This window comes from Methylobacter marinus A45 (assembly GCF_000383855.1).
Lineage (GTDB): Bacteria > Pseudomonadota > Gammaproteobacteria > Methylococcales > Methylomonadaceae > Methylobacter > Methylobacter marinus.
In genome coordinates this window covers 2,599,906-2,625,230 of the sequence record NZ_KB912877.1, presented here as the reverse complement: position 1 = coordinate 2,625,230, position 25,325 = coordinate 2,599,906, and the positions used below count along the sequence as shown (strand labels likewise).

General features: G+C 51.7%; 23 protein-coding genes. 14 read left to right on the top strand and 9 right to left on the bottom strand.

Annotated elements, in window-relative coordinates; genetic code table 11:
• Positions 1-100: 100 nt before the first annotated feature.
• The 4 genes from METMA_RS0112365 to METMA_RS0112350 all read right to left on the bottom strand — a co-directional run bounded on the left by METMA_RS0112365 (position 101) and on the right by METMA_RS0112350 (position 4,279).
• Positions 101-1,117 carry an NAD-dependent epimerase gene (locus tag METMA_RS0112365; RefSeq protein ID WP_020159408.1) on the bottom strand — a complete coding sequence of 339 codons (1,017 nt, stop codon included), beginning with the start codon at positions 1,115-1,117 and terminating at the stop codon, positions 101-103.
• A 2-nt stretch (positions 1,118-1,119) separates the two neighbouring features.
• Positions 1,120-2,388 (bottom strand): Vi polysaccharide biosynthesis UDP-N-acetylglucosamine C-6 dehydrogenase TviB, encoded by a 1,269-nt coding sequence (tviB, locus tag METMA_RS0112360; RefSeq protein ID WP_408605832.1) that lies wholly within the window; start codon positions 2,386-2,388, stop codon positions 1,120-1,122.
• A gap of 170 nt (positions 2,389-2,558) precedes the next feature.
• The gene (locus METMA_RS0112355; RefSeq protein WP_162181836.1) at positions 2,559-3,734 is read right to left on the bottom strand and encodes an outer membrane beta-barrel protein; all 1,176 of its coding nucleotides are present in this window, start codon (positions 3,732-3,734) and stop codon (positions 2,559-2,561) included.
• Positions 3,735-3,988: 254 nt separating this feature from the next.
• Complete coding sequence (locus tag METMA_RS0112350) at positions 3,989-4,279, bottom strand: hypothetical protein (RefSeq protein WP_020159405.1); 291 nt, start codon at positions 4,277-4,279, stop codon at positions 3,989-3,991.
• Between the two features lie 446 nt (positions 4,280-4,725).
• Between METMA_RS0112350 and METMA_RS24520 the strand changes: the two genes are divergently transcribed.
• The 13 genes from METMA_RS24520 to METMA_RS0112280 all read left to right on the top strand — a co-directional run bounded on the left by METMA_RS24520 (position 4,726) and on the right by METMA_RS0112280 (position 20,062).
• Positions 4,726-5,190: a helix-turn-helix domain-containing protein gene (locus METMA_RS24520; RefSeq protein ID WP_020159404.1), complete on the top strand. Its 465-nt coding sequence runs from the start codon at positions 4,726-4,728 to the stop codon at positions 5,188-5,190.
• 496 nt (positions 5,191-5,686) lie between these two features.
• Positions 5,687-6,229: a polysaccharide biosynthesis/export family protein gene (locus METMA_RS0112340; RefSeq protein ID WP_020159403.1), complete on the top strand. Its 543-nt coding sequence runs from the start codon at positions 5,687-5,689 to the stop codon at positions 6,227-6,229.
• 94 nt (positions 6,230-6,323) lie between these two features.
• Positions 6,324-8,564, top strand: a complete 2,241-nt coding sequence (locus METMA_RS0112335) for a GumC family protein (RefSeq protein WP_020159402.1) — start codon at positions 6,324-6,326, stop codon at positions 8,562-8,564.
• 135 nt (positions 8,565-8,699) lie between these two features.
• Entirely contained in the window at positions 8,700-9,386 is a 687-nt protein-coding gene (locus METMA_RS0112330) for a hypothetical protein (protein WP_020159401.1), read from the top strand.
• Complete coding sequence (locus METMA_RS0112325; protein WP_020159400.1) at positions 9,370-10,140, top strand: metallophosphoesterase family protein; 771 nt, start codon at positions 9,370-9,372, stop codon at positions 10,138-10,140. Before METMA_RS0112330 ends, METMA_RS0112325 begins: the two co-directional genes overlap by 17 nt.
• A 95-nt stretch (positions 10,141-10,235) precedes the next feature.
• Positions 10,236-12,524: a Tex family protein gene (locus tag METMA_RS0112320; RefSeq protein ID WP_020159399.1), complete on the top strand. Its 2,289-nt coding sequence runs from the start codon at positions 10,236-10,238 to the stop codon at positions 12,522-12,524.
• A 57-nt stretch (positions 12,525-12,581) separates the two neighbouring features.
• On the top strand, positions 12,582-13,184 hold the full coding sequence (locus METMA_RS0112315) for an exosortase system-associated protein, TIGR04073 family (RefSeq protein ID WP_020159398.1): 603 nt from the start codon (positions 12,582-12,584) through the stop codon (positions 13,182-13,184).
• Positions 13,185-13,431: 247 nt separating this feature from the next.
• Positions 13,432-13,581, top strand: coding sequence for a hypothetical protein (locus METMA_RS27500; protein WP_020159397.1), 150 nt, complete (start codon positions 13,432-13,434; stop codon positions 13,579-13,581).
• Positions 13,581-14,429, top strand: a complete 849-nt coding sequence (locus METMA_RS0112305; protein ID WP_020159396.1) for a 5-bromo-4-chloroindolyl phosphate hydrolysis family protein — start codon at positions 13,581-13,583, stop codon at positions 14,427-14,429. The genes METMA_RS27500 and METMA_RS0112305 overlap by 1 nt, the downstream gene beginning before the upstream one ends.
• Positions 14,430-14,456: 27 nt before the next feature.
• Positions 14,457-15,611, top strand: a complete 1,155-nt coding sequence (locus METMA_RS0112300) for a toxic anion resistance protein (protein WP_020159395.1) — start codon at positions 14,457-14,459, stop codon at positions 15,609-15,611.
• A 135-nt stretch (positions 15,612-15,746) separates the two neighbouring features.
• Positions 15,747-16,853, top strand: coding sequence for an SPFH domain-containing protein (locus METMA_RS0112295; RefSeq protein WP_020159394.1), 1,107 nt, complete (start codon positions 15,747-15,749; stop codon positions 16,851-16,853).
• A gap of 11 nt (positions 16,854-16,864) precedes the next feature.
• The gene (locus METMA_RS0112290) at positions 16,865-18,040 is read left to right on the top strand and encodes a hypothetical protein (RefSeq protein ID WP_020159393.1); all 1,176 of its coding nucleotides are present in this window, start codon (positions 16,865-16,867) and stop codon (positions 18,038-18,040) included.
• A 660-nt stretch (positions 18,041-18,700) separates the two neighbouring features.
• Entirely contained in the window at positions 18,701-20,062 is a 1,362-nt protein-coding gene (locus METMA_RS0112280; protein WP_036248536.1) for a cytochrome-c peroxidase, read from the top strand.
• A gap of 157 nt (positions 20,063-20,219) precedes the next feature.
• Here the strand turns inward: METMA_RS0112280 and METMA_RS0112275 are convergent, their stop codons facing one another.
• From METMA_RS0112275 to hslO, 5 genes are all read right to left on the bottom strand, one after another.
• Positions 20,220-20,582, bottom strand: coding sequence for a roadblock/LC7 domain-containing protein (locus METMA_RS0112275; RefSeq protein ID WP_020159390.1), 363 nt, complete (start codon positions 20,580-20,582; stop codon positions 20,220-20,222).
• Positions 20,583-20,591: 9 nt separating this feature from the next.
• Complete coding sequence (locus tag METMA_RS0112270) at positions 20,592-21,155, bottom strand: protoglobin domain-containing protein (protein ID WP_020159389.1); 564 nt, start codon at positions 21,153-21,155, stop codon at positions 20,592-20,594.
• 566 nt (positions 21,156-21,721) lie between these two features.
• The gene (locus METMA_RS0112265; protein WP_020159388.1) at positions 21,722-22,318 is read right to left on the bottom strand and encodes a DedA family protein; all 597 of its coding nucleotides are present in this window, start codon (positions 22,316-22,318) and stop codon (positions 21,722-21,724) included.
• A 261-nt stretch (positions 22,319-22,579) separates the two neighbouring features.
• Positions 22,580-23,377 carry a hypothetical protein gene (locus METMA_RS0112260; protein ID WP_020159387.1) on the bottom strand — a complete coding sequence of 266 codons (798 nt, stop codon included), beginning with the start codon at positions 23,375-23,377 and terminating at the stop codon, positions 22,580-22,582.
• Positions 23,355-24,224: an Hsp33 family molecular chaperone HslO gene (gene hslO, locus METMA_RS0112255; RefSeq protein WP_020159386.1), complete on the bottom strand. Its 870-nt coding sequence runs from the start codon at positions 24,222-24,224 to the stop codon at positions 23,355-23,357. Before hslO ends, METMA_RS0112260 begins: the two co-directional genes overlap by 23 nt.
• A 111-nt stretch (positions 24,225-24,335) precedes the next feature.
• Here hslO and msrA point away from each other — a divergent pair, with 111 nt between their 5' ends.
• Positions 24,336-24,983, top strand: coding sequence for a peptide-methionine (S)-S-oxide reductase MsrA (gene msrA / locus METMA_RS24515; RefSeq protein ID WP_051114345.1), 648 nt, complete (start codon positions 24,336-24,338; stop codon positions 24,981-24,983).
• The last annotated feature ends 342 nt before the right edge of the window (positions 24,984-25,325 follow it).

The window sequence follows — 25,325 nt, the reverse complement described above, 5'->3', positions numbered from 1 at the left end:
CAAGGTAATTCTCTGCCTGATCTGCTTCAGGCTATTACCTTAGCCAATCATGCCAAGGCTTCCACACAGAGGCGGCAGGAATTTGTCCGAAAAACGATAATTAACCGGGGGTGATATTGTTGTAAGTCAGATACCAGTCCACAAATTTGCCGATCCCTTTCTCAATGGTCGTATCGGGTTTATACCCGACATCCGCTACCAGCGCTTCCACATCGGCATAAGTATCGGGCACATCGCCGGGCTGTAATGGCAACAGCTGTTTTTCCGCGGTTTTACCCAGGGCTTTTTCCAGGGTTTCTATATAAGTCATCAATTCGACCGGCTTTTGGTTGCCGATATTGTAGACCCGCCACGGCGCCTTGCTGGTGCCCGGGTCCGGCAGTTTGCCGGTCCATTCCGGATTGGGTTTGGCGGGATTGTCCAGCGTCCTGATAATGCCTTCGACAATATCATCAATATAGGTAAAGTCGCGGCGGTGTTTGCCATAGTTAAACACCTGGATCGGCTCCCCCGCCAGTATGGCTTTGGTGAATAAAAACAGCGCCATGTCCGGCCGTCCCCACGGCCCGTAAACGGTAAAAAATCTTAATCCGGTGGTCGGCAGTTGATACAAATTGCTATAGGTATGAGCCATCAGTTCATTGGCTTTCTTGGAGGCTGCATACAGGCTGAGCGGATGATCGACGTTGTCGTGCACGGAAAACGGCATCGTTTCGTTGGCGCCATAAACCGAGCTGCTGGAGGCATAAACCAGATGCTCTATCTTCTGATGCCGGCAGCCTTCAAGGATATTGATGAAACCGACGATATTGCTGTCGACGTAGGCATGAGGATTCTCAATGGAATAGCGAACCCCCGCCTGCGCGGCCAGATTGACCACGCGTTGCGGCTGATATTGTTTGAACAATCGATCCATCGTATCCCGATCGGCGATATCGGCGCGGATATCGGTGTAATTCCCGTAATCGAGAATGCGCGCCAGGCGCGCTTTTTTCAGGTTGACGTCGTAGTAATCATTAAGGTTGTCGACGCCTATGACTTCATCGCCTCTTTCCAGTAATTTTATCGCCAGGTGATTGCCGATAAAGCCTGCGGTGCCGGTGACTAATATTTTCATGGTTATAACCTGTCATCAGTTTGGTTAGCGGGAAACAGATACTTCAGATCATAAATTACAGACTCCGGCTTGGTATACCCCTTTATTTGCTCAATGGTCAATTGTTTGAATTGCTCATGCGCGACCGCCAGAATGACCGCATCGTATTTTTTTTCCTCCGGCTTTTCAATCAGGGCAATGCCGTATTCATGCCTGGCTTCTTCCGGGCTGACCCAGGGATCATAAACATGGGTATTGACTTCATAGTCTTTCAGTTCTTCGATAATGTCGATGACCCGGGTATTGCGTAAATCAGGGCAGTTTTCCTTAAAGGTCAGGCCCATGATCAAAACCTCGGCCTGCTGGATATGGATACGCTTTTTCAACAGGTTTTTTATCAGCTGCGAGACCACATATTCGCCCATGCGATCGTTGATGCGCCGTCCCGACAGGATAACCTCGGGATTATAGCCAACTGCCTGCGCTTTATGGGTCAGATAATAAGGATCCACGCCTATGCAGTGCCCGCCCACCAGTCCGGGCCTAAACGGCAGGAAATTCCACTTGGTTCCCGCGGCCAGCAACACCTCTTCGGTATCGATACCCAGTCGGTTGAACAGGATGGCCAATTCATTGATCAAGGCGATATTGACATCGCGCTGGGTATTTTCAATGACCTTGGCCGCTTCGGCCACTTTAAGGCTGCTGGCCTTGTGCGTGCCGGCGGTAATGATGCTTTTGTAAAGACTGTCGACATAATCCGCGGCTTGCTCGGTAGAACCCGAAGTCACTTTCAGAATATTGGTGACGCGGTGTTCCTTATCGCCCGGATTGATACGTTCCGGGCTATAGCCGGCATAAAATTGCTCGTTGAATTTCAGGCCAGAATGCTGCTCCAGCAACGGCACGCAGACCTCTTCGGTTGCGCCGGGATAAACGGTCGATTCGTAGATGACCACGTCATCGGGCTTCAGAATGGTCCCTATGGCTTCACTGGCTTTTATCAATGGCGTCAGATCCGGCTGCTTGTGTTCATTGATAGGCGTGGGCACGGTCACAATATAGACATTGCAGTTTTTAATGTCTTTCAATGAGGCGGTGTAGCTTAAAAACGCGGCCTGGCCCAGCTCCTCAGTGCTGACTTCCAGGGTCGAATCCCGGCCTGCCTGCAATTCCTGCACGCGCTTTTGATTAATATCGAAACCGATGGTTGGATACTTTTTGCCGAATTCCACTGCAAGGGGTAAACCTACATAGCCTAATCCAACTATGGCTATTTTTGTTTGTTCCAGAGTTTTCAAAATATATCTCCTAAATATCATGAATAATGAACAGGCTAACCATCAGGCATGCACAAAAGAAAATATCAAACCAGCCCCCAGAACGTGCCCGATGATGAGGTTTGTATTTTCGATACCCAAAGCGTCCTTATCTAAAAATTTTTACTGCTGATTTAACTCGTTTAAAGTTGCAGACCCAATGAAAAGTACACACTGTTAATATCGAAATCGGAATTGCTTAAATTTGTCGACCGGGTTCTAAAGCTGTATCCGGTTCTAAGGAAAAAATTACGATTAAGCAGGTATTTTGCCGACAGCCCCGCGTGATAAGTATCTTCCTGACGGCCCAGGCCGCCCTGATAATCATTGAAAACATATCCGCCACTGGCATTGAGCAGGACGTTGCGCAGTAATTCGTGATCGATACTCAACCGGGAGGCGGTACTGAGGTAACCGGATGACAATCCCTGAGTGGTCTCATTAATGGCTCTGTCAACCCGGACAGAAACGGTAGTCAGTCCCGTTGCCATCCATCGCAACCCCATACCGCCTGTCAAGGCGCTGATCGTCTTTAACCGGGCATCATCATATGTCTGCCTGGTATAGCCAATATAGGCATCGCCCACTAATTTCCCGGTAAAATCCAGAGCCACACCGGCAACCGTTTCATAACCGTACGATGAACGCTGCAAGCCATTATCATCAAATTGCCGATCATATTCGATAACGTTGTAACTGCCTCTGACGAACGCCTCATAGGCCGGCATAATCTCGTAACCGATATAGGCGGTCGAGGTACTTATCTGACGGTCGCGATCATCGTTATTGATAAAATTGCTGCTTCTGGTTATGCCGTTATTAAAATCCAGATGTTGAATGTCTTGTAGAACATTAAACCGGAGGCGGTTGATTTTATGCTCATAGCCAACCACACCGCCGGTGATATCATATTGCACGGGCTGCAAGGCATTGAAGGGGGAATCGGGCGATGCCCTGTCTTCATAGCGGTTGGCATAATAAAATTTGGCTGTAGCAAAACTGTTTCTCAATACATCCAGCCTGCCATTCACATCGAAGTCATAGATTTCCTTGTCCTCGCTGCCGTGCGAAGCATAGATCTGTATATCCGTATCGATATGCGCCTCTAAGGCATGGCGATTCCAATCACTTTTGACGCTTAGCCCCGGTTGCAGGTGAAAGATAAAGTCATCCTGAGGGCTGTCTTGCTGCGAATAAATATTATCCTTGTATTCATTCTGGCTTTCAAAAACGGGATTAATCATAAAACTGCCGGCTCTGATGCCTACCGGCGTATAGTCCCTGTTTGTCCGTTCACTGACCCCTATGCCTCTTTCCACGTCCGCGCCCCATACAGATGCCGAGCAAATTAATGTCAGCGGCGAAATAAGATACTTAACAATTCGTATTCGTCGATCACTAGCCATGAAATGTCTAACAACAAGCTTAAGGCGCTTGCACAGCCACTGTAAAAAGGGCTTTAGTCACGACAATCGCGGCTAAAGCCCCTTAATAAAGATACTCATCATGCTCAAGCCGATTGGCTTTATGATGAATTTATCCTTTTATAGTTATAAAAATCCGATGACTCGAATCAGCTAGGTGATACGGGTTTTCCGCCACCGTTATTCAGCGCGTTTTCAAGTCCGTTTAGCGCATGTGAACCTTGCGCCCGGCTGATAAGTCCCTGGAGTACCGCTTCCCGGACGCTGGTTCTCAATTGCTTGACGGCCGTTGCTGTCTCATTCGCTGGAACTTTGCCATGATTGGCTTTGATAGCTTCGATCTTCTCAGCGATATCCGAGGGAACACCTTTCCCATCGACTGCGGCATTGCTCAAAGGGGAAAATACAGCCAAAGCTAATATCAATGTTAATTTCTTCATAATCCTATATACCTATATTCAGTTAAATTAAACAGACAGCATGGATTAAATAATTAAAGACCAAACCCGCCAGCAAAATTAAAATAAATATAATATATCTATTAAAATATTATTAATGCGAATTTATTCACAATTTAATTACCTAATATCCATTACATTGCCCTCAATAAATAAACATACATTCTGATATAACCGGCTCCAGTAGAAATCTGGCACAGTTTAAAAGGATATACCAGTTTTCTTACTAAAGACTTAAAACCGGAAAGCAGTATAACTGATGCCCTAAAAATAAAGGTGATTTTCATCACAAACTTTATAAATTATCAATTTAGATACCCGAAAATATAATAAACTTACCTACCATATATCAATAACATGTTAATTCATTCACAAAAATATACATGTATTAAAATTCCATTTTCCATATGTAAAGGACCGAACAAAAAATGGGAGTCAAACCGATAGAATTGCTAGAAACTGATCGAGAGCAGCTTCAACAACTCATTAAGAAAGGCGCCGATTGGCGGGAGAGAAACCGGGCCGAAACGATCCTGATGCTGGCCGAAGGGCATACCGTCAAGGAAACCGCCGAAAGGCAGCGACTGACTCGGGAAGCGATCCGCGAACGGCGACGGAAATGGCTAAAAACGGGCTTCGCCAGTTTGCCCGACAAACCGCGGAGCGGGGCGCCGAGCAAACTGACCGATCAACACCGCGCTCAGCTCAGGCACTGGCTGGAACAGGAGTCCCTGACCGCTCGCGTGTTATTGAGCCGATTGGAAGAGACCTTCGGCGTGCGCATTGGCGACACGACCTTACGGACTGAACTGAAGCGCCTGGGCTATGTCTGGAAACGGACCCGGTACAGCTTAAAAACGTGTTGTCCGCATGTGGCGAAAAGGTCCAAATAGAGCGCCCGTCCCAGCCTGCATCGGACAGCATGGAGCCGGATTTGCCCGCGCGCCGATAAAACGGATTATCGATCATCCGTCCAAAATGTTGCTTATAGTGAAAAGCGGCGCAGGGCATGCGCGGGTAATAATGGCCGCGTCAGGTGGACGTTAGATCATCGTGGGAATAAGTATTTTTTAGGTTTTTAAGTATTTTTTAGGTTTTTGATGCCCATGTTCGAAAGAAAGCCAAAGGGGACATTTGAATACTGTCCGTTATACCAAATGAAAGATTATGGCTTTACTGGAGCCGCTGACAGAACTGACGTCGTTTTTTGGCAAAGGAATACACACCGATTTTTTCTGAAACCCGATCCAATTATTATTTATGTATAAGATTAAAACCTATTTGTTTTCAGGTTAAAACTATCGGAAATAACGAATACAAAAGCTTGCATTAACCGCACACTACCCTCTCCCATCACAGAAACTGCATACTTAATATGAGGTATTTTAAGTGAAAAAAAATCTTATTCTATTATATTTCCTTAGCATAATATTCTTTGCCACTTTGAATGCACATGCTGAAGAACCAAAAGAGACGTATTATCGTTTAGGCAGCGGTGATAAATTGCAAATCACCGTGTTTAATCACGAAGACTTGACCGGCGAATACACGGTTGACGGGACCGGCAATGTTTCGATACCGCTGATCGGCACTATCACCGCCAAAAACCTGAGCCTGTCGGAGTTTGAAGAGACATTGAGATCCAAACTGAGCCCCGACTATATTGTGAACCCTAAATTCAGCATTCAGGTGCTTAACTACAGACCTTTTTACATTTTGGGTGAAGTAGAAAGGCCTGATTCTTATTCTTACGTAAGCGGCATGACTTATTTAACGGCTGTAGCCATTGCCGGCGGCTTTACTTATCGCGCCAAACAGAATCATGTTTTTGTGATTCACGCGAATGATGCAACGAAAACAGAAGTACAAGCCAAAATGGATATGCCGGTTATGCCCGGGGACATCATCCGGGTTGATGAACGGATGTTTTAATGTTCCAAATGGGTTTTCGCCGCGACTTTTGCGGCGAAAACCCTGCCCTCCAAGCCATTACCTTTAATTTTACAAGCGCTCAAGGATTTACCTCATGCAGCCAAGCAAGCCGCCATTTGCGACAATGGATAATAACGCTTCGTTCCAAGAAGAAGAAACCCTATCGATAAGCCATATACTGCATGTTTTCTGGTTACACCGTCAGATGTTTATTGCGGTTTTTGTGTTTATTACCATTTCCGCCTCTATTGTTCTGTTTCAATTAACACCGGAATACACGTCCGAAGCCAAAATTCTGGTGGGTGCGGCAAAAGCCCAGGTTGTTGACGTTAAAGCCGTGTTAAGCGGCGACATGAGTACTGACGATGCGGTCAAGAGCGAAGTTGAAATTTTGACGTCAAGAAGCCTGGCTAAAAAAGTGATTACCAGGCTCGATTTGTTAAACCATGCCGAATTTAATCCACAACTCAAGGAGAAAAGCTTTTTTTCAAACCTGAATCCTGTCAACTGGATTCCCGATGAGTTTAAAGAAGCGCTAGGCAAAAAATCCGAGCCGCTAACGGAAGAGGAAGCCGAACAGCAACGCCTGGCTAAAGCGACCGATATTTATATTAAAAAATTAACCGCGTCGCCGGTCAGGGGTTCTCAGGTGATCAAGATCACCTTCAAGTCTACCGACCCCAAACTGGCTGCCAAAATAGCCAATACTCATGGCGAAATTTATATCGTCGACCAGCTTGAAGCCAAGTTTGAAGCGACCGAAAAAGCCAGCGCCTGGCTTAATGATCAACTGACTGAATTGCGCATTAAAGTGGCCGACTCCGAAAAAGCGGTGGAAACGTATCGGAGCACCCATAACCTGTCCCGGGGCGCCCAAGGCGAGGGTTTGCTGCAAGGGCAATTGTCCGAAATCAACAGTCAGCTGATCATTGCCAAAGCGGCACGCGCCGAAGCCGGCGCCCGATTGCGCCAGGTAGAAAATTTACTGAAAAACGGCGCGGACATCGAGACAGCGCCTGAAGTGTTGTCATCTCCCTTGATCCAGAGCTTGCGTCAGCAGGAAGCCGAACTTACCCGGAAAATATCCGAGATGGCCGTTGAATATGGCGCCAAACATCCGAAAATGATTCGGATTAAGGCAGAAATCGCTGACTTACAAGCCAATATCGATGCCGAGATAAGAAAAATAGCCGCCGGCCTTAGAAATGAAGTCAATATTGCCAGCAGCCGAGAACAAAGCTTGCAAAGCAGTCTAGCCGCGATCGAATATAGGTCGGGCAGCAGTCAAAAAGACGAAGTGGCATTAAGAGCGCTGGAACGCGAAGCCAACGCCAATAGAATATTATTCGAGACCTTCTTAAACCGCTTTAAGGAAACATCATCCACGCAGGGCATGGCCGAAGCCGATGCCCGGATTATTTCTGCAGCCGAGATACCGCAGCAAGCTTCCTTCCCCAAGAAACCCCTGATGCTTATGCTGATTGTCATTATGGCGACCGTCGTTAGCTCAGCCGTTGTCTTCCTGCTCGAAATGCTTAACCCGGGGTTAAGATCGCCGGAAGAAATCGAGTCATTGCTGGGCGTGCCCGCTATCGGTTTAATTCCCATGATCAATGACCGCGACGCCATTGACTATATTCTGGAAAAACCTAATTCAAGCCTGGCCGAAGCCATTAATTCCCTGCGCGTTTCCATCACGCTGTCCTCGCCTGATAAAGACATCAAATCAGTGATGATTTCGTCGTCCGTTCCTTCGGAAGGGAAAAGCACACTGGCCTTATGCCTTGCTCGCGGCGCCGCCCAGTCAGGACTGAAAGTCATCATTGTCGATGCCGATTTACGACGGCCGACCATTGAGAAAAAACTCGGTCTCCTGACTAAATCGAAAGGTCTCACAGATTTGATTATGTCTGATGAGAAAAACATGGCCGAATTTATGTTTAAAGATGAAAAATCAAATCTTTACATCATGCCGAAGGGCCATGCCGACTATGTCAATGCGACCGATGTTTTCAATTCGCATCGAATGAAAAAATTAATAGAAGCCATGAAGGCGCGGTTTGACCTGATTATTTTTGATTTGCCCCCGGTTATGGCCGTCACCGATGCACGTATCCTGGCGTCACTCATGGACAAAACCATCTATGTCGTCAGCTGGGATAAAACCCCCAGAAAAGTGATCAAAGCCGGCCTGCAGCAATTGGTCAATGCCAACGCCAATATTGCCGGCATTGTTTTACAACAAGTGGATTTAAAACAATACGGCAGTTTCGACTACAGCAATTCCGGACACTTTTATCATTACGGAAAATATGGCCAATATTATTCCAATTGATGCGCCATCATTGGCGGTAAATAATCGGCGATAAACGCCGGACAGGAACAGGCGCCAGAAGACTTTGATCGCGATCATGACCGTTAAGACGCTTACCATCGGTTCGTTGCTCACGCTAAATAGCGGCTAATTACTATGATGAATTTCAATCGTTTTTTCCCCCTCCTTGTTTTATGTCTTGGCATGGCGCTGGCTTTCACCGCAGTGCCCAGGGTCAGAGCGGCGCTGAATCATGTGCCGGTTGAAACAGGCATTGACAAGATTGCGCAACATCACTCCCTGACCGAGGCCGAAGTATCGGCACTGATCAGGAAAGCCCAAAAAAGCATCGAGCTGTTTGATCACCCGGACTACTGGCAGGACTTGAGCGAACTGTTCTATTTTCAGGCCCAAAACCAGAACGTATTCAGCGATGCCGGCCAAGCCCTGTTAAGACAATCGGCGGACAGCGCGCAACAATCGCTACTACGCTCTCCCGCCAACGCCTTCTTATGGTATAAATTAGCCTCTATTGATATTTTGCTGAATGAACAGCCTGATAAAACCCCAAAAAAACTACGCATGTCCATCATCACCGGTCCGCACGATACGGCATTTTTGATACCCCGCCTGCGGCTTTGCTTATCGCTGCTTCCCTCATTCACATCGGACGATATGGCCTTATTGGCCGATCAGGTTGTGGCAGCCTGGGATATATCGCATAAACGATTCGTCAAAGCCATTGACAGCACCCTGTACATGGATGCCATTAGCGCTTTGTTGATCAACAGACATCCGCTTATTCTTCAAGAAATGGTCACGGAATTTGAAAAAACTCATTAATCGATTGTTAAAGGCAAAACCCTATCCCACCCCTGCTTTACCCGACGATACCCGCGTTTACTGCATTGGCGACATTCATGGCCGTCATGACTTGCTGGTTCAGCTGTTGAGCCGGATCAGACAGGATTCGGCCGGCTTTTCCGGCCGCGTGATCATGATTTACCTGGGCGACTTTATCGATAGAGGCCCGCAGTCCCGGGAAGTCATCGAAGAACTGATGCGGAATACGCAGCCGAATATCGAATACGTTTATTTACGCGGCAATCATGAGCAGACCATGCTCGATTTCCTGCATAACGATACTGTCGGCCTTGCCTGGTTCACCTATGGCGGCCAGGCGACTTTAGCCAGCTATAACGCCGCCGGTGATAAGGAAATGCCTAACCAACGCGAAGATTTCATAGCCATACAACGGCAATTATTGAAAAAACTGCCGCACGCGCATTACCAGTTCCTGAAAAGCACCTCGTTTTCTTATTCAATAGGCTCTTATTTTTTTGTCCACGCCGGCATAGATCCTGACTGCCCGTTATCCCGGCAAAAGCCCGATGATCTGCTGTGGATACGGAGTGAATTTACCGGCTCAACCAAACCTTTTGAAAAAATCATTGTCCACGGCCACACCATAACCGATGAACCCGAACTGCTGCCCAATCGCATCGGCATCGACACCGGCGCCTATGCATCGGGCATCCTGACCTGCCTGGTATTACAGGCCGACCAGCAAAGACTGATCCAGACCCGGACCGAATAACAGCCAGGCGCGTTCGAAAGGCTCAACTCTCGATACTGGCCAGCGCCACATACTGCTACAATGCCGTTTTTTTCAACCGTATAAGACCCTAGAAAATGGACGTAATCCAACGTATAGCCGAAGAATTATCCGTCAACAGCCGCCAAGTCAGCGCCGCCGTATCGTTACTGGATGAAGGCGCGACGGTGCCGTTTATCGCCCGCTACCGCAAGGAAGCGACCGGCGGCCTTGATGACGGCCAGTTAAGATTGCTGGAAGAACGCCTGACTTACCTGCGCGAACTGAACGAGCGCCGCAAAACCATACTGGACAGCATCAGCGCCCAGGGCAAGCTGACGCCGGAACTGGAAAAGGCCATTCGCGAAGCGGACACCAAAACCCTGCTCGAAGACCTCTACCTGCCCTACAAGCCCAAACGCCGCACCAAAGCGCAGATCGCGCGTGAAGCAGGGCTCGAACCTCTGGCCGATGCCCTGCTCGATGACCGCGGCCTGATTCCGGAACAGATCGCCGCCGGCTATATTGATGCCGACAAGGGCGTGCCGGACAGCGCCGCCGCGCTCGAAGGCGCGCGCCAGATCATCATGGAGCGCATCTCCGAAGATGCCGAACTGCTGGCCGAACTGCGCGAGCGCACCTGGCAGAAAGGCATCCTGCATGCCACCGTCGTCAAGGACAAAGAACGCGAGGCGGCGAAATTCCAGGATTACTTCGATTACCAGGAAGCGATCAGCAAGATCCCTTCGCATCGCGCGCTGGCGCTGCTGCGCGGCCGCAATGAGGACCTGCTCAACCTGGCGCTCAAACCCGGCGCCGAGGAAAAAGAGGAACACGATCTGTGCGCGCAACTGGTGGCGCGCCACCTCCAAATTACTGACGTGTCCAAGCCGGCCGATGCCTGGCTGGCCGAAACCGCCCGCTTGGCCTGGAAAATCAAGCTGTTCACGCGCATCGACCTGGATTTGAAACTGCGCCTTCGCGAAGCGGCCGAGCTCGAAGCCATCCGCGTCTTCGCCAGCAATTTAAGAGACCTGCTGCTGGCCGCGCCGGCCGGCCCCAAGGCCACGATGGGACTGGACCCGGGCATTCGCACCGGCGTCAAAGTCGCCGTCGTCGATCCGACCGGCAAACTGCTGGCTACCGACACGATTTACCCGCATGCGCCGCGCAACCAGTGGGACGCATCGATAGACACGCTGGCCCGGCTGATTGCCCGGCACAATGTGGACCTGGTCAGCATCGGCAACGGCACCGGCTCGCGCGAAACCGACCAGCTCGTCGCCGATGTGATCAAACGCCACAGCGCGCTTAAATTCACCAAGCTGACCGTATCGGAAGCCGGCGCCTCGGTTTACTCGGCCTCGGAGCTGGCCGCCAGGGAATTCCCCGAGCTCGACGTCTCACTGCGCGGCGCCGTGTCGATCGCCCGGCGCTTGCAGGACCCGCTGGCCGAACTGGTCAAGATCGAGCCGAAATCGATCGGCGTCGGCCAGTACCAGCATGACGTCAACCAGGTGCAACTGGCGCGCAGTCTGGACGCCGTCGTCGAGGATTGCGTGAACGCGGTCGGCGTCGACGTCAACACCGCCTCGGTGGCCCTGCTGAAACAGGTCTCGGGACTGTCGGCCAGCGTCAGCGAGAACATCGTCGCGTTCCGTAACGAGCACGGCCCGTTCAAGAACCGCGCGCAGCTGAAAAAAGTGCCGCGGCTCGGCGACAAGGCTTACGAACAAGCCGCGGGCTTCTTGCGCGTCATGAACGGCGACAATCCGCTCGATGCCTCGGCGGTGCACCCGGAAGCTTATCCGGTCGTCGAAGCGATCATCGAAAACACCGGCAAATCGATACGCGACCTGATCGGCCAGAGCAGTTTCCTGCGCACGCTGAACCCGGCCAATTACACCGATGAACACTTCGGCCTGCCGACCGTGTCCGATATCCTGCAAGAGCTCGAAAAGCCGGGCCGCGATCCGCGCCCGGAATTCAAAAGCGTGCAGTTCAAGGAGGGCGTCGAGAAAATCACCGACCTCAAGCCGGGCATGACCCTGGACGGCGTGGTCACCAACGTCGCCAACTTCGGCGCGTTCGTCGATATCGGCGTGCATCAGGACGGCCTGGTGCATATCTCGCATTTGTCGGACACTTTCGTCAAGGATCCGCGCGAAGTGGTCAAAACCGGCGATCTGGTCAAGGTCAAGGTGCTGGAAGTCGACGTCGAGCGCAAGCGTATCTCGCTGACCATGAAAAAAGACACCGAGGAAGCCCATCCCAGAGCCGAACGCAAACCTGCAAATGCGGACAGGAAACCCAGGCAGCGGGGCCCGGAACCGCAAAAAATCACCGGCTCGATGGCTAACGCATTTGCCAAGGCGCTGAAAAAATAATTTGAAAAAGCTCTGCTATACTTGAGTGAATTATTCAACCAATGCGCAGGACTTGACATGACTAAACTCAACCGCTTTTTTGCTCCACTGCTATTAACGGGTCTGCTGACGGCTTATGCCCCTTTAAATCAGGCCGCTGACATGCAACAAGGTTATGGCGATCTGTCTTATAGGACCGCTCCACAAATTGACAAGGCCCACCAGGAGACAACCTATGGCGGCAAGGTCGGCAGAAAAGCGGCATCCGCGTTTGCCAATTTAACGACAGGCGTGCTGGAAATCCCCAAGAACATGATCAACACGACCAACCAGAGCAATGTCTTCTACGGCATCATCGGCGGTCTCTTCAAAGGCATCGTCCATACGGCCGGACGCCTGGGCGTCGGCGTTGCCGATCTGGTTACGATTCCGCTGCCTACCAAGCCGATCGCCTATCCGGTCTACATCTGGGAGGATTTTGATGTCGATACGACTTATGGCGAAGTCTTCCGTCTGGATACCACGGAGCCGCCCGCCCCTATTGCGCCGACAGCAGCCGTACAACCGGCCGCGCCCGTTGTCGTACCGCCCAGCGCGCCGATAGTCGACCGCTCCGATGAATATACCCGGGAAACCAACAAAACCCTGGACACCTTCTTCGAAAAGGAAATGATGAAATAAACCTTATTGCTTCAATCCGCATCAGAGAAAAAAGCCCGATAGGACATTCCATCGGGCTTTTTTGTTTGGCCGTTGCCTCATGGGCGCCGATGCCGTTCAGCGTTGAAAATCCGCGGATCGACGCCATTATAGTTGGAAACTCAGGGACTTAACTTAGGTCACAGAAACAGTCCCTACGTTGTTTTACAGATGTCATCGCCGTAGTGGATAATGAAAGTCACATTAACATTGATGGGAGTTGAGGTCGATGCCCGGAATATTACGCAGGTTGCTCGGTTTTATCGTACTGGTCGCCACTATAGGTCTGGCGACCTGTCAATCGATGGTGAAGGCCGAGCCTTTTGATTCCAGCTATTTTGCTGGCGCCTTTTTGACCAGTCACTCGCAGGCCGAGTAATGCATCACTTCAGAAAGCCAAAACGGTTTGTTGCCGATACGCTGCACCGCTATTCTCCCCGGGGATTGCTGCTTTATTTCTTGCCAATGTCGCTGATTCCGGCGACGTTTATCGCCTTGGGAAAAGGCTATCTGCCGGGCGTTCTTGTCAACGCCTCAGGTTTTGCGCTTTACATGCTGGCCGCCTGGTGCGTGCGCCAGGGCCTGCAGGCGGAGCATGTTTATACCCAAAGCCGCATCGCCCGTCCGCCCAAATGGCCGCTAAAAATGATATCGGCAATCATCACGGCGCTGACCACCGGCATGATCGCCTGGCTGGGCGCGCTGCATTCGCTGCCGGTAGCACTCCTGTTCGCCGGCGGCGCGTTTCTGGGCATGTATCTGAGTTACGGCTTCGATCCGCTTAAAGAGAAAAATATCGTTGTTGCCCACGGCTATTCCAGGGACGAAATCCTGAAGACGCTGGAAGATTCCTCACGCATTATCCGCAGTATCGAACAGGCCAGCGACCGGATCCGCAATACCGAACTAAACCAGCGCATCGAGCGTATTTGCGGGATTGCCGACGACATTCTGGCCGAAATCGAGGCCGATCCGCGCGACATCCGCCGGGCGCGCAAGTTCCTCAATGTCTATCTGGACGGCGCCAGGCAAGTAACCGAAGGTTACGCCAAAGCCCATCCGCAAACCCAGTCCGGTGAACTGGAACAGAATTTCCGCAATGTGCTGGAAACCATTGAGTCGGTGTTTCAGGATCAGCATCAAAAACTGCTGGAAGAGGATGTTTTTGATCTGGATGTGAAAATCGAAGTGTTAACCACACAGCTTAAACGGGAAGGCATCCTTTAATGCCTTTTGACCACAGAGGATTTAATCATGAGTGAACAGCAAGCCTCCACGACGACTCAATCAACGTCAAGCTCCGAGAATATCGCCGCATCCAGGGAAATCGTCCCGGGCGTCAAAGCCGAGATGATCCCGCTTGCCGAGGCGCCGGCGGAGAGGCAACAACTGGTTAAGCAGTTGCTGAACGAAATCGATGTCCGCAATACCCAGTCGATCATTTTCTTCGGCAGCAAGGCGCAGGAACAGCTGACCACCATTTCCGACCGCATGCTGGACGGGGTCAAAAACAAGGACATCGGACCGGCCGGCGATGACCTGAACGAAATGGTGGCGACGATACGCGGCTTCGAGGTCGACGACCTGGATCCGAACAAAAAACAGGGCTTTTTCGACCGCCTGCTGGGCAAGGCCAAGCCGGTCGTCAAGTTCCTGCAGCAATACGAGGAAGTGCGCAAACAGATCGACATGATTACCGACAAGCTGGAGCGGCACAAGACCAATCTGCTGACCGATATCGTCTCGCTGGACAAGCTTTATCAGGCCAACCTGGACTATTTCCATACGCTCGAGGATTACATCGCCGCCGGCGAGGAGAAACTGCGCGAACTCGATGACGCCGTCATTCCGGAACAGGCCAGGAAAGCCGAAACCAGCGGTGAAGTCATCGACGCGCAAAACCTGCGCGATCTGCGCGCGGTCCGCGACGACCTGGAGCGGCGCGTGCATGACCTGCGCCTGACCCGGCAGGTATCGATGCAAAGCCTGCCCGGCATTCGGCTCGTGCAGGAAAACGACAAGGGACTGGTCAACAAGATCAACTCGACCATTGTCAACACGGTGCCGCTGTGGCGCCAGCAATTGGCGACGGCCGTGACTATTTACCGCTCGTCGCAGGCGGCCGAAACGGTCAAGGCCGCGACCGACCTGACCAATGAACTGCTGGCCGCGAATGCCGAAAACCTGAAGCAGGCCAACGCCGAAACCCGCAAACAGCTGGAACGCGGCGTATTCGATATTGAAACGGTCAAGAAAGCCAACCAGACCCTGATCGCGACCATAGAGGAAAGCCTGCAGATCGCCGACCAGGGCAAGAAGATGCGCAGCGAAGCGGTCGTGCAGCTGGAGCAATGCGAAACCGAACTGAAAAAAACGCTGGCCTCGGCGCATGCCAAGGCAACTGGTTAATTACAGATTCTTACCCCGAAGAGCACGAAGATTATGTCGTTTCTTGCAGGCCGGGTTTACCAACCCCGCCTACCTCTCTTCGCGTCCTTCGTGGTTTTTATATGAATTCATTTTTTCTAAAACAGGAGCAACACAGTGGGCATTCTGGATAAGTTATTCGGCGAGTTTGTCGACGTCATCGAATGGACCGATGATTCCAGCGACACGATGGTCTACCGGTTCGAACGCTACGGCAACGAAATCAAATACGGCGCCATGCTGACGGTGCGCGAATCGCAGACCGCGGTGCTGGTCAGCGAAGGCCGCGTGGCTGATTTTTACGAGCCGGGCCTGTATCAGCTCGAGACGCGCAACATGCCGATCCTGACCACGCTGGAAAGCTGGCCGCACGGCTTCTCCAGCCCGTTCAAGGCGGAAGTGTATTTCTTCAACATGCGCCGCTTTACCGACTTGAAGTGGGGCACCAAGAATCCGGTCATGCTGCGCGACAAGGAGTTCGGGCCGCTGCGGCTTCGGGCCTTCGGCACCTATTCGATCCGCATCAAGGAGCCGCTCACGTTCATCAGGGAAATCGTCGGCACCGGCGCTCATTTCCAGACCGCCGGCATCAGCGACCAACTGCGCAACCTGATCGTCTCGCGTTTTGCCAGCATTATCGGCGAATCGGGCATTCCGATTCTGGACCTGGCCGCCAATTACGACGAGCTGAGCGAGTACATCACCCAAATGATCAGTCCGGAATTCGCCGCCTATGGGCTGGAAGTCCTGCAGTTGCTGGTCGAAAACATCTCGCTGCCGCCGGAAGTCGAAGCGGCCATGGACAAGCGCACCAGCATGGGCATCATCGGAGACCTGAGCCGCTACACGCATTATCAGGCCGCCGAGGCGATGACGGCGGCCGCCCAGAATCCCTCCGGCGCCGCCAACGAAGGCATCGGCATGGGCATGGGATTCGCTGTGGCCAGTCAGATGAGCCGGGCGTTCACCCAACAATCATCCGGGCAAGCCCCGGCGACACCGCCGCCCCTGCCCGGCTCGGCCGTCGTTTACTACGCGGCCATCAACGGACATCAACAAGGCCCATTCGAACGCCCTGTGCTTGATCAGAAAATCAGCAGCGGCGAGATCAACCGATCGACCCTGATCTGGCATGCCGGCCTCGCGGAATGGACGCCGGCCGAACAGGTGCCCGAACTGGCCGGCGCCTTCGCGCAGGTGCCTCCGCCGTTACCCAAATCATAATCACGCCGTCCGTGTTAAAAACCAAAACTTCATCCCGGCAAGCGCCGGGGCGTTTTCCGTGCGCGCAATGCGGAGCCGTGCTCAAATACGCCCCCGGCACGACGCATCTGGTCTGTGACTACTGCGGCTTTGAAAATCATATTGAATATCGCGCCGGCGTCATTGAGGAATACGACCTGCAGGAAGCCCTGAGGCGACTGTCGGAGCCGCATCCGGAAGCGCCTAAAGCGCAGATTCATTGCAACGAATGCGGCGCCGGGTTTCAGTTTGAAGCCAACATTCATGCCGGCGAATGCCCTTTTTGCGGCTCGCCGATCGTCACGGCCACCGGGCACAGCAAACCCATACAGCCTAAATCGCTGCTGCCGTTCCGCATTGATGAGCCCGAAGCGCGCCAGCGCTTCCAACGCTGGATTAAAGGCTTGTGGTTCGCGCCCAATGCCGTGAAAAAATATGCGCGCAGTCAGTCCAAACTAACCGGCGTTTATCTGCCCTACTGGACCTTTGACAGCGATACGGAGACGGATTATACCGGCGAGCGCGGCGATATTTATTATGTCAGCCAGCCGGTGCGGGTCACGCGCAACAATCAGACCGTCACGGAGATCAGGCGCGTGCCTAAAATCCGCTGGACGCCGGTCAGAGGTCATGTGAGCCGTTTTTTCGACGACGTGCTGGTCGGTGCCAGCAAATCATTGCCGCGCAAGATTCTGGATGCCTTGCAACCCTGGGATCTGGAACAATTGATCCCTTATGATGAACACTATCTGAGCGGTTTTCGCAGCGAATATTATCAGGTCAATCTCGATGAAGGCTTCGACCATGCCAAGCAGGTCATGGACAGCGCGATCTACCGCGACATCGCCTATGACATCGGCGGCGATCACCAACGGATTCACCAGGTCAGTACCCGGCACAGCGGCATGACCTACAAGCATTGCCTGCTGCCGGTCTGGTCGGCCGCGTTCCGCTACCGGAACAAATCCTATCGCTTCGTCATCAATGGCCGCACCGGTGAAGTCCAGGGAGAGCGCCCCTACAGCTGGTGGAAAATCGGCTTTGCGGCACTGGCCGCCCTGTTGCTGGCTGCCGGGGCTTATTTCTACCTGGAAAGTACCGGCGCCTTACAGCATAGTCAGAGCGGCTCTTATTACAACATGCCTTATTACCAGAACAACCGTTATTAACGCGGCCTGTTATGACGGGCCGCTAAAATAAAATTAAACCCGATTAAATAAAACCGTCGCGCTAGCGACACATTAATTAAATCGATCTAACTTCAACTGGCCGCGTAACATCAGTTATGAAATTCATACATCATTTAAAATCGCAATAATCCATATCTATTACTTCCCTGAGTTATATAGTTTTGACCATTCGGGCAGTAACCAATCAAAAGAGATCGAACAGATCATACAAAATTAAAAAACAGGGCAAATCACCTATTTCAAGTAGGTGATTTGCCCTGTTTTTTAATATCCTGCCGATATCACTAAATCCCTATTAGCTGATATTACGCACGAACAATTATGTATTCCTTTAGCCGTGCCCGAGCACCATAGCCGTAAGATACGCGGCGGCTGGCCAAATTGACAAAAGCAGAGCTCGAGCCGCCTGCGTCGGGTTTCCGCTGAAGCACAAGCCCGAACTCCCTCCCCCTTAAACAGCCTTCCAATGCCATTACGATCTTAGTTGTTATTAAATACCTTTATCTAAAATGGCATCAATATTGCTTTATCCATGCCGGTTGTTCATTACTCATTACTTCCGCAATCCAGCCGGTCATCTGTAATGAATCTCTCGCCTATATATAACAGCTTGATAATTAAAAATAACGGATTAATCAAATGACACACTTTGCTTTATCTCCCCGATTAAAACTAAAGACCTTAATTTCCGTCTCTCTCGTCCTGTCCGCGTTGGCGCCAGCTTTATCTTTCGCCGGCAAAGCCATGGCTAGCCCCGATGAGATGGACTTCCCGCCCCGGGACATGGCAAAAGAGCAATTAGGCAAATTGCTGTTTTATGACAAAATTTTATCGGGCAATAAAAACACCTCTTGCGCATCGTGCCATCATCCTCTTGCCGGTACTGGCGACGGCCTGTCGCTGGGTGTCGGCGAAGGCGGAAAAGGACTGGGCATCATGCGCGATACAGGCAGCGGCAGCGACGCCATCGCCGAACGCGTGCCCCGCAATGCTCCGCACTTGTTTAACCTCGGCGCACGTGAATTTGTCCGCGTATTCCATGACGGGCGCGTTGAACAGGACAGTAGCGCGCCCAGCGGCTTTAATACACCGGCTGGCGATGCATTTTTAATGGGCATGGATCATGCGCTTGCCGCGCAGGCGGCATTTCCTCCGACCTCCAATACCGAGATGGCCGGCCAAGCCGGTGAAAATGATGTGGCTGACGCGGCCGCGGCCGGCGACCTCCAGCAGGTATGGAGCCTGTTGACCGCCAGAGTCATGGCAATCGAGGAATATCGCACGCTTTTTGCCGCCGCTTATCCTGATCTGCAAGTGCCTGAAAATGTTACCTTTACTCATATAGCCAATGCTATCGGCGCTTTTGAAGCCGCCGCTTACAGGGCCGATAACAGCCCTTACGACCGATATCTGCAGGGTGATAATCAGGCAATGAGCAAAAGCGCCGCGGAAGGCCTGAAAATTTTTACCGGCAAAGGCCAATGCGCCAGCTGCCATTCGGGGAAATTCCAAACGGATCATGATTTCCATGCACTGGGCGTGCCTCAAATTGGTCCGGGAAAAGGCGATGGCTTTAATGGCCATGATGATTACGGCCGGGAACAGGTCACAGGCGATGCCAATGACCGCTATCGGTTCAGAACCCCAACGCTTCGCAACGTGGCCGTTACCGGCCCATGGGGGCATGACGGGGCTTACAATACCCTGGAAGCCATGGTCAGGCATCACCTGAATCCAGAGCAAAGCCTTAATGCTTATGATGCGGCCCAGGCGGTCCTGCCCTCCCGCGCGGATCTGGATGCACAGGATTTTATTGTCCATAATGACGATACCAGCCGCTTCAATCTGGCAAACAGCATAGAAATCAACCCTGTGGCGCTTAATGACAACGAAATCAAGCTGCTGCTGGATTATTTACACGCCTTGACCGACCCCAACAGCCTGGATCTCAGATACACGGCCCCCGCTAGAGTGCCCAGCGGCCTTCCTCTGGCAGACTGAGCGACTCCGTAGTCAGGCCCTCCTCTGAGGGCAGGCTTCACACATAAAAGGCCGCGGGCGGGATGCTTTTACGACTTCCCGTCCTGCGGTCTTGATCCCGTCCGAATTTTTACAGCCAGAGCCCGGCGGCTTATACCATTTGGCCGCTTGTGAACAATCAGATCAATTCAGCGATACTGCTGGCGGCTCTTTTGACATCCAGGAAAATAAGGCCCAGCTTGGCGTTGGGCTTGGCCAGTACGGTCAATACCGCTTCCTTGCCGGCATAAGTCATCAGCACATAGCCCAAATCGCCTTTAATCAGCACCTGTTCCAATTCCCCGCGCGCCAGTTCCTGCGCGGTACGGTCGCCCAGCGACAACATGGCGGCGCTCATGGCGCCGACCCGGTCTTCATCCAATGAAGCCGGCAGCACGGAAGCCATCATTAAACCGTCGGTTGAAATGACACCTGTCGCCTCAATGTCCGCGGAAGCACCGTTCAATTCCGAAAGTACTGAAATTAACATATCTGAACGCATCAGAATCTCCTATTTGTCTCTGTAGGCGGTCGCCAGGTTGGTAAATAGCGCACGGCTCATGCCGGAAATCTTAAGAAATTTTTCCAGCTCCTCCGCCAGGCTGGCTTCTTGGTAGGATTGCTGCATTACCAGGAGCGACAGGCCGGTAACGGCACTGATCGCGCTCAATATCTGGGCACAATATTCTTTATCGTCCCCATAGGTTTCAACAATCAGGGCGATCAGACGGTGATTGATCAACGTCATCGCACCCGCCATGAATTCAACCGGCAAATTGACTTTTACATGCACATCGCCCACTTTGAACATGTGCTCGGTATAGGCCTTATCGAAAGGCCCGCTGAATAACCCTTCCATCCACCGGGTATGGGTTTTCTTCAGTGATTCGACCCGCCCTTCCAGAAAAGCGGATGCCTCCGGAATGGCAAGCAGATGCTGGTAAAAATCCTCGGTAATTCCTGCCAGCTTGGGCTTGATTTGCTCGCCTACCTCGATTAACAAGGCTTCCCGTTCAGGCGTCAACTCGCTGAACGATTTGGCGTATTGCGTTAATTTTTCAAAATCATGCGGCATATAATGCCCCCTAATGTCATTATCAGGGCTTACGCAAGCTTGTGGGGGCGACTGAAGTCGCCCCCACAGGTTTTAAACCCGCTTGTTTCGACGGATGAATAGGCAAACTGCGTAAGTCCTAATTATTATAATTTTTGATTACTTAATATTATTTGTAAGAGCAACCTTTATATCCATGCATGCGATCACTCTTGAATCCAAGTATATACCAACTATTTCAGTAGGAAATTATAGATCCCCATTAATATTCAATTTCCGTGACATATTTCCCAAAACGATAAAATACCTGTTTTTCTTCTGAATCAAGCTCGGATTTGTCCGTTTTGTCTATTGATGGAACCGATAGGAAGAGCGGGGTATACCGGTTTAATCATTATCAGACTTCTGGATGTGGTTTTTTGCAAGCCTGCCCCTCAAGGGAATCTTGAATAGCGCATGATGAAAAAGTCGATACCGGCAAAAGGCAAAACGGAGCCTTGCCGCCAATATTAACCGCAAGGAACCGGTCCGACCGCTTGCAGTCGGACGGGAATGAATGAGGAAGTCAATACAATAGTACTATCGCGTTACAACCTTGAGAAACGGCCTTGCCGTTTTTGCAGGAAATGCTGCTCCAGCTTATGAAAATAAACATAAATGCCATAAATGAGCCCGCCCGCTACCGGCAATGCAAAATACCAATGCTCTTTGGCAAAGGCCAATACGCTTAATAATTGCTCGCCAAAGAAATAAGCCGGGGTTATGGTAATCGCCGCCCATACCCATGCGCTGAGCAGGTTGATCAAGGCAAACTGTTTTGCCGAGTATTTGGTGATGCCGATCGACATCGGAATGACGGTGCGCAAACCGTACATATAGCGCTGCATGAATATAATAGGCCAGCCGTATTTTTTCAGCAGCAGATGCGCGATCGCAAACTTGCGCCGCTGGCTATGCAGTTTGCGCTGGATAAAGCCTTTGTTGAAGCGCCCGATATAAAAGTAGATTTGATCGCCGGCAAAACCGCCTAAACCCGCCACAAAAACCGACATGAAGTACTGCATATCGCCGGTATGAGACAGGATCCCAGCCATGACCAGGCCGATTTCACCTTCTAATATGGACCACAGGAACAGGATAATATAACCGTATTCCTTAAGCCAACCGATAAATAATTCTTCCATTAAGCTTTAAGTTTCAGTGAGATACTACTCAAATTGCAACTACGATTGATCCCTTCATAGTTTGGTCGATGGTGTAACCCTCCCTATCCCGGCATAAGCCCTGATGGACGGCCGCGGAAGACTATAGGTTAATAGTGCTGTCAAAGCAACATAAGCTTTGCCTGTATGGATGGGGTTGAGCTGCAGCCCCCGAAGGCATGCCAGTGAAATGCCGGACACGGGCCCGTGCACAGGTTCACGGACTTTGATACGGCGGCCGGCTTACAAAGTCTTTACCGGCTCATCCGCATTATTGAGAAGTTTTCGATAGTTGATCGAAACCTTAAGACCCGCGAAACGGCCCGCCATTTTGATCAGTTCCTGGGTCGACGAATCGAATGTCAGCTTCACCTCGCTTAGCGCGCGGTCTTCATAGCCTTTTTCTATATTGTGGGTTTCCAGCAGAAAATGATAAACGTACACTTCGTTCTGTTCCTCGATGCGCACTTCCAGCGGCGCGCCCAACTGCGCGATGACGGCCGGCTTCCGGGGCAGTTCGGCGGTAATCTTTTCCAGCAGATCGGTGTTGGCCCGCAGCTGTTTTTTGTCTTCATCGATTTCAGCGCCGCCGATCGAGCGTAATGACACTTCCAGAAACTTGGGCGGTGCGATCTGCAGGAATAATGACGAGAAAGACCAGGAGGTAATGCGATCCTCCTCGTTAAAAGTTAAATCCGAATAGAATTTGATTTCCGGCTTAACCGGCTGATTGCGGCTGTCGACCTTACGGAACCAATAGCGAAAGCGCCGCCCCTCTGCCGTGGGATCATTCTCACTGGGATACAGCCTGGCCAGCGAAATAAAATCCTTGCTGTACATGATCGGTTTTTTAAATTCCAGGCTAAAATCATCGGCCGCCACCACGGTAAAGTAGCGGTCGAACTCGCCCATTTGCAGATACGTCTGATAGGCGCGCAGCCAATAAATGCAGCCGGTCAGCGACATGGCCAACAGCAACAGGGCAATCCCGCGAAGGCCGCGCTTGATGACAGCCATGTCAATGGCGTGTTTCGGATTCATGCGTGACGGTCTCATCGGCTAACAGGCTTTCCACGTCAACCTTGTCAAAATGGTATTGCTCGCTGCAGAATTCGCAGCCGACCTCAATGGCGCCCCGCTCTTTCAGAATATTTTCCAGATCCGCCCGTCCCAGCGCCCGTAAAGTTCGTTCAAGCCTTTGGCGGGAACAAACGCATTTGAACATTACCGGTTCGGGATCGAACATTCGAACTTTTTCTTCATGGAACAGGCGATGCAGCATCGGCTCGCAATCCAGCGCCATTAACTCCTGCTCGGTCACGGTGTTTGCCAGCAGCTCGATGCGCTCCCAATCGGCCCGGTAATTTTGCTGCGCCGGCAACTCCTGCAATAACAGGCCTGCCGCCTGGGTATCATTGGCGAACAGCCATAAACGGGTACGCAGTTGCTCCGATTGGGTAAAATAGGTTTCCAGGGCGTTGGCAAGACCCTCGCCCTGTAGCGGCACGATACCCTGATAAGGCTCGCCGTTTTCAGGCTCTATGGTCAATACCAAGCGCCCGTGCCCGAACATCTGCTCCAGCGGACCGGCCGTCACGGCATCGGCGCTTCTGACCAGCCCCCTTATTTTTCGGTCATGCGTGCACTGCGCAACCAGTGTTTTCAGATCACCGTCGCCCTGCGCCTGCAATATCATCGATCCTTTGAATTTAACGGTAGCGGACAGCATCGTGACGGCCGCCAAGGCTTGTCCCAACTGCCGCATCACATTGTGCGGGCCCCGCTGATGCTTCTTTGCCGCTTGCCAGCTGGTTTCCAGCTTGACCCATTCGCCGCGAACGCCCAGCTCTTCAAATAAAAAACGGCGTAAAACATCTTGTTCTCTCATGTCTATCCAGTGTTGATTGTCGTTACTTGTATACACTTTATTCTCATTTCAGATCAGAGTAACCTGTGTTCAAACAGTTCCTGATCCACCTATGATCGAGGTTTATGAATTATGATTATCTCATCAAAAAAGCTCGCACTGCCAGACCCGGCGAGCGCATTGCCGGGCCGTGATACCCCCATGCCGGTGACCAACCGGCATTTCGTTACCGGCAACCCGATCCTGCCGCCGTTTCCGGCCACCCTGGAACAGGCCATATTCGGCCTGGGCTGCTTTTGGGGCGCGGAACGAAAATTCTGGGAATATCCGCGCATCTACAGCACCGCTGTCGGATACAGCGGCGGTTATACGCCCAATCCGACTTATGAAGAAGTCTGCTCGGGACTGACCGGCCATGCTGAAGTGGTCAAAGTCGTTTATGACCCGGCTTTGACGAGCTTCGGCGAACTGCTGCGGCTGTTTTGGGAAACTCACGATCCCACTCTGGGCATGCGCCAGGGTCCTGACATCGGCACGCAATACCGCTCCTGTGTTTACACCTGCACGCGGGAGCAACTTGATGAGGCCCTGGCATCAAGAGCCCATTACCAGCACCGGCTCACCGAGGCGGGCCTCGGGGAAATAACGACAGAGATCCGGCCGGCCGGCGCATTTTATTATGCCGAGGATTATCATCAGCAATATCTGGCCAAGAGGCCCGGAGGCTATTCCTGCATAATACCTATCGAGCTCAGCGGCCGGCCGAAGTACACCGACTGAAAGCGCCCGGTAATAAGCGGCGCAGTGAAGCGCATCGCTCGCGAACGATGCGCCTCCTGTCGGCGGCGCATCCTATGTTTAAGCAGGGAAATTATTGACGACCAATCCTGATCATCAGTTATTTCTGATGCTGCCTGGGCGGCTTCAGTCGCCCAGGCAGGTGCTCGAGACCTCTCCAGCCGGAGTCCGAACCAATGGACACAAAATTGTCATATCAGCGGTCGATACTATCCGCTGCTGATTTTTTTTGCGGATTCTCCGGCCTCGTTTATTAATTTATGCCCGCCCGCTGGGCTCATTGTATAATTCGAGGCACTGTTTTTATTTCTAGACCAAGCAAGG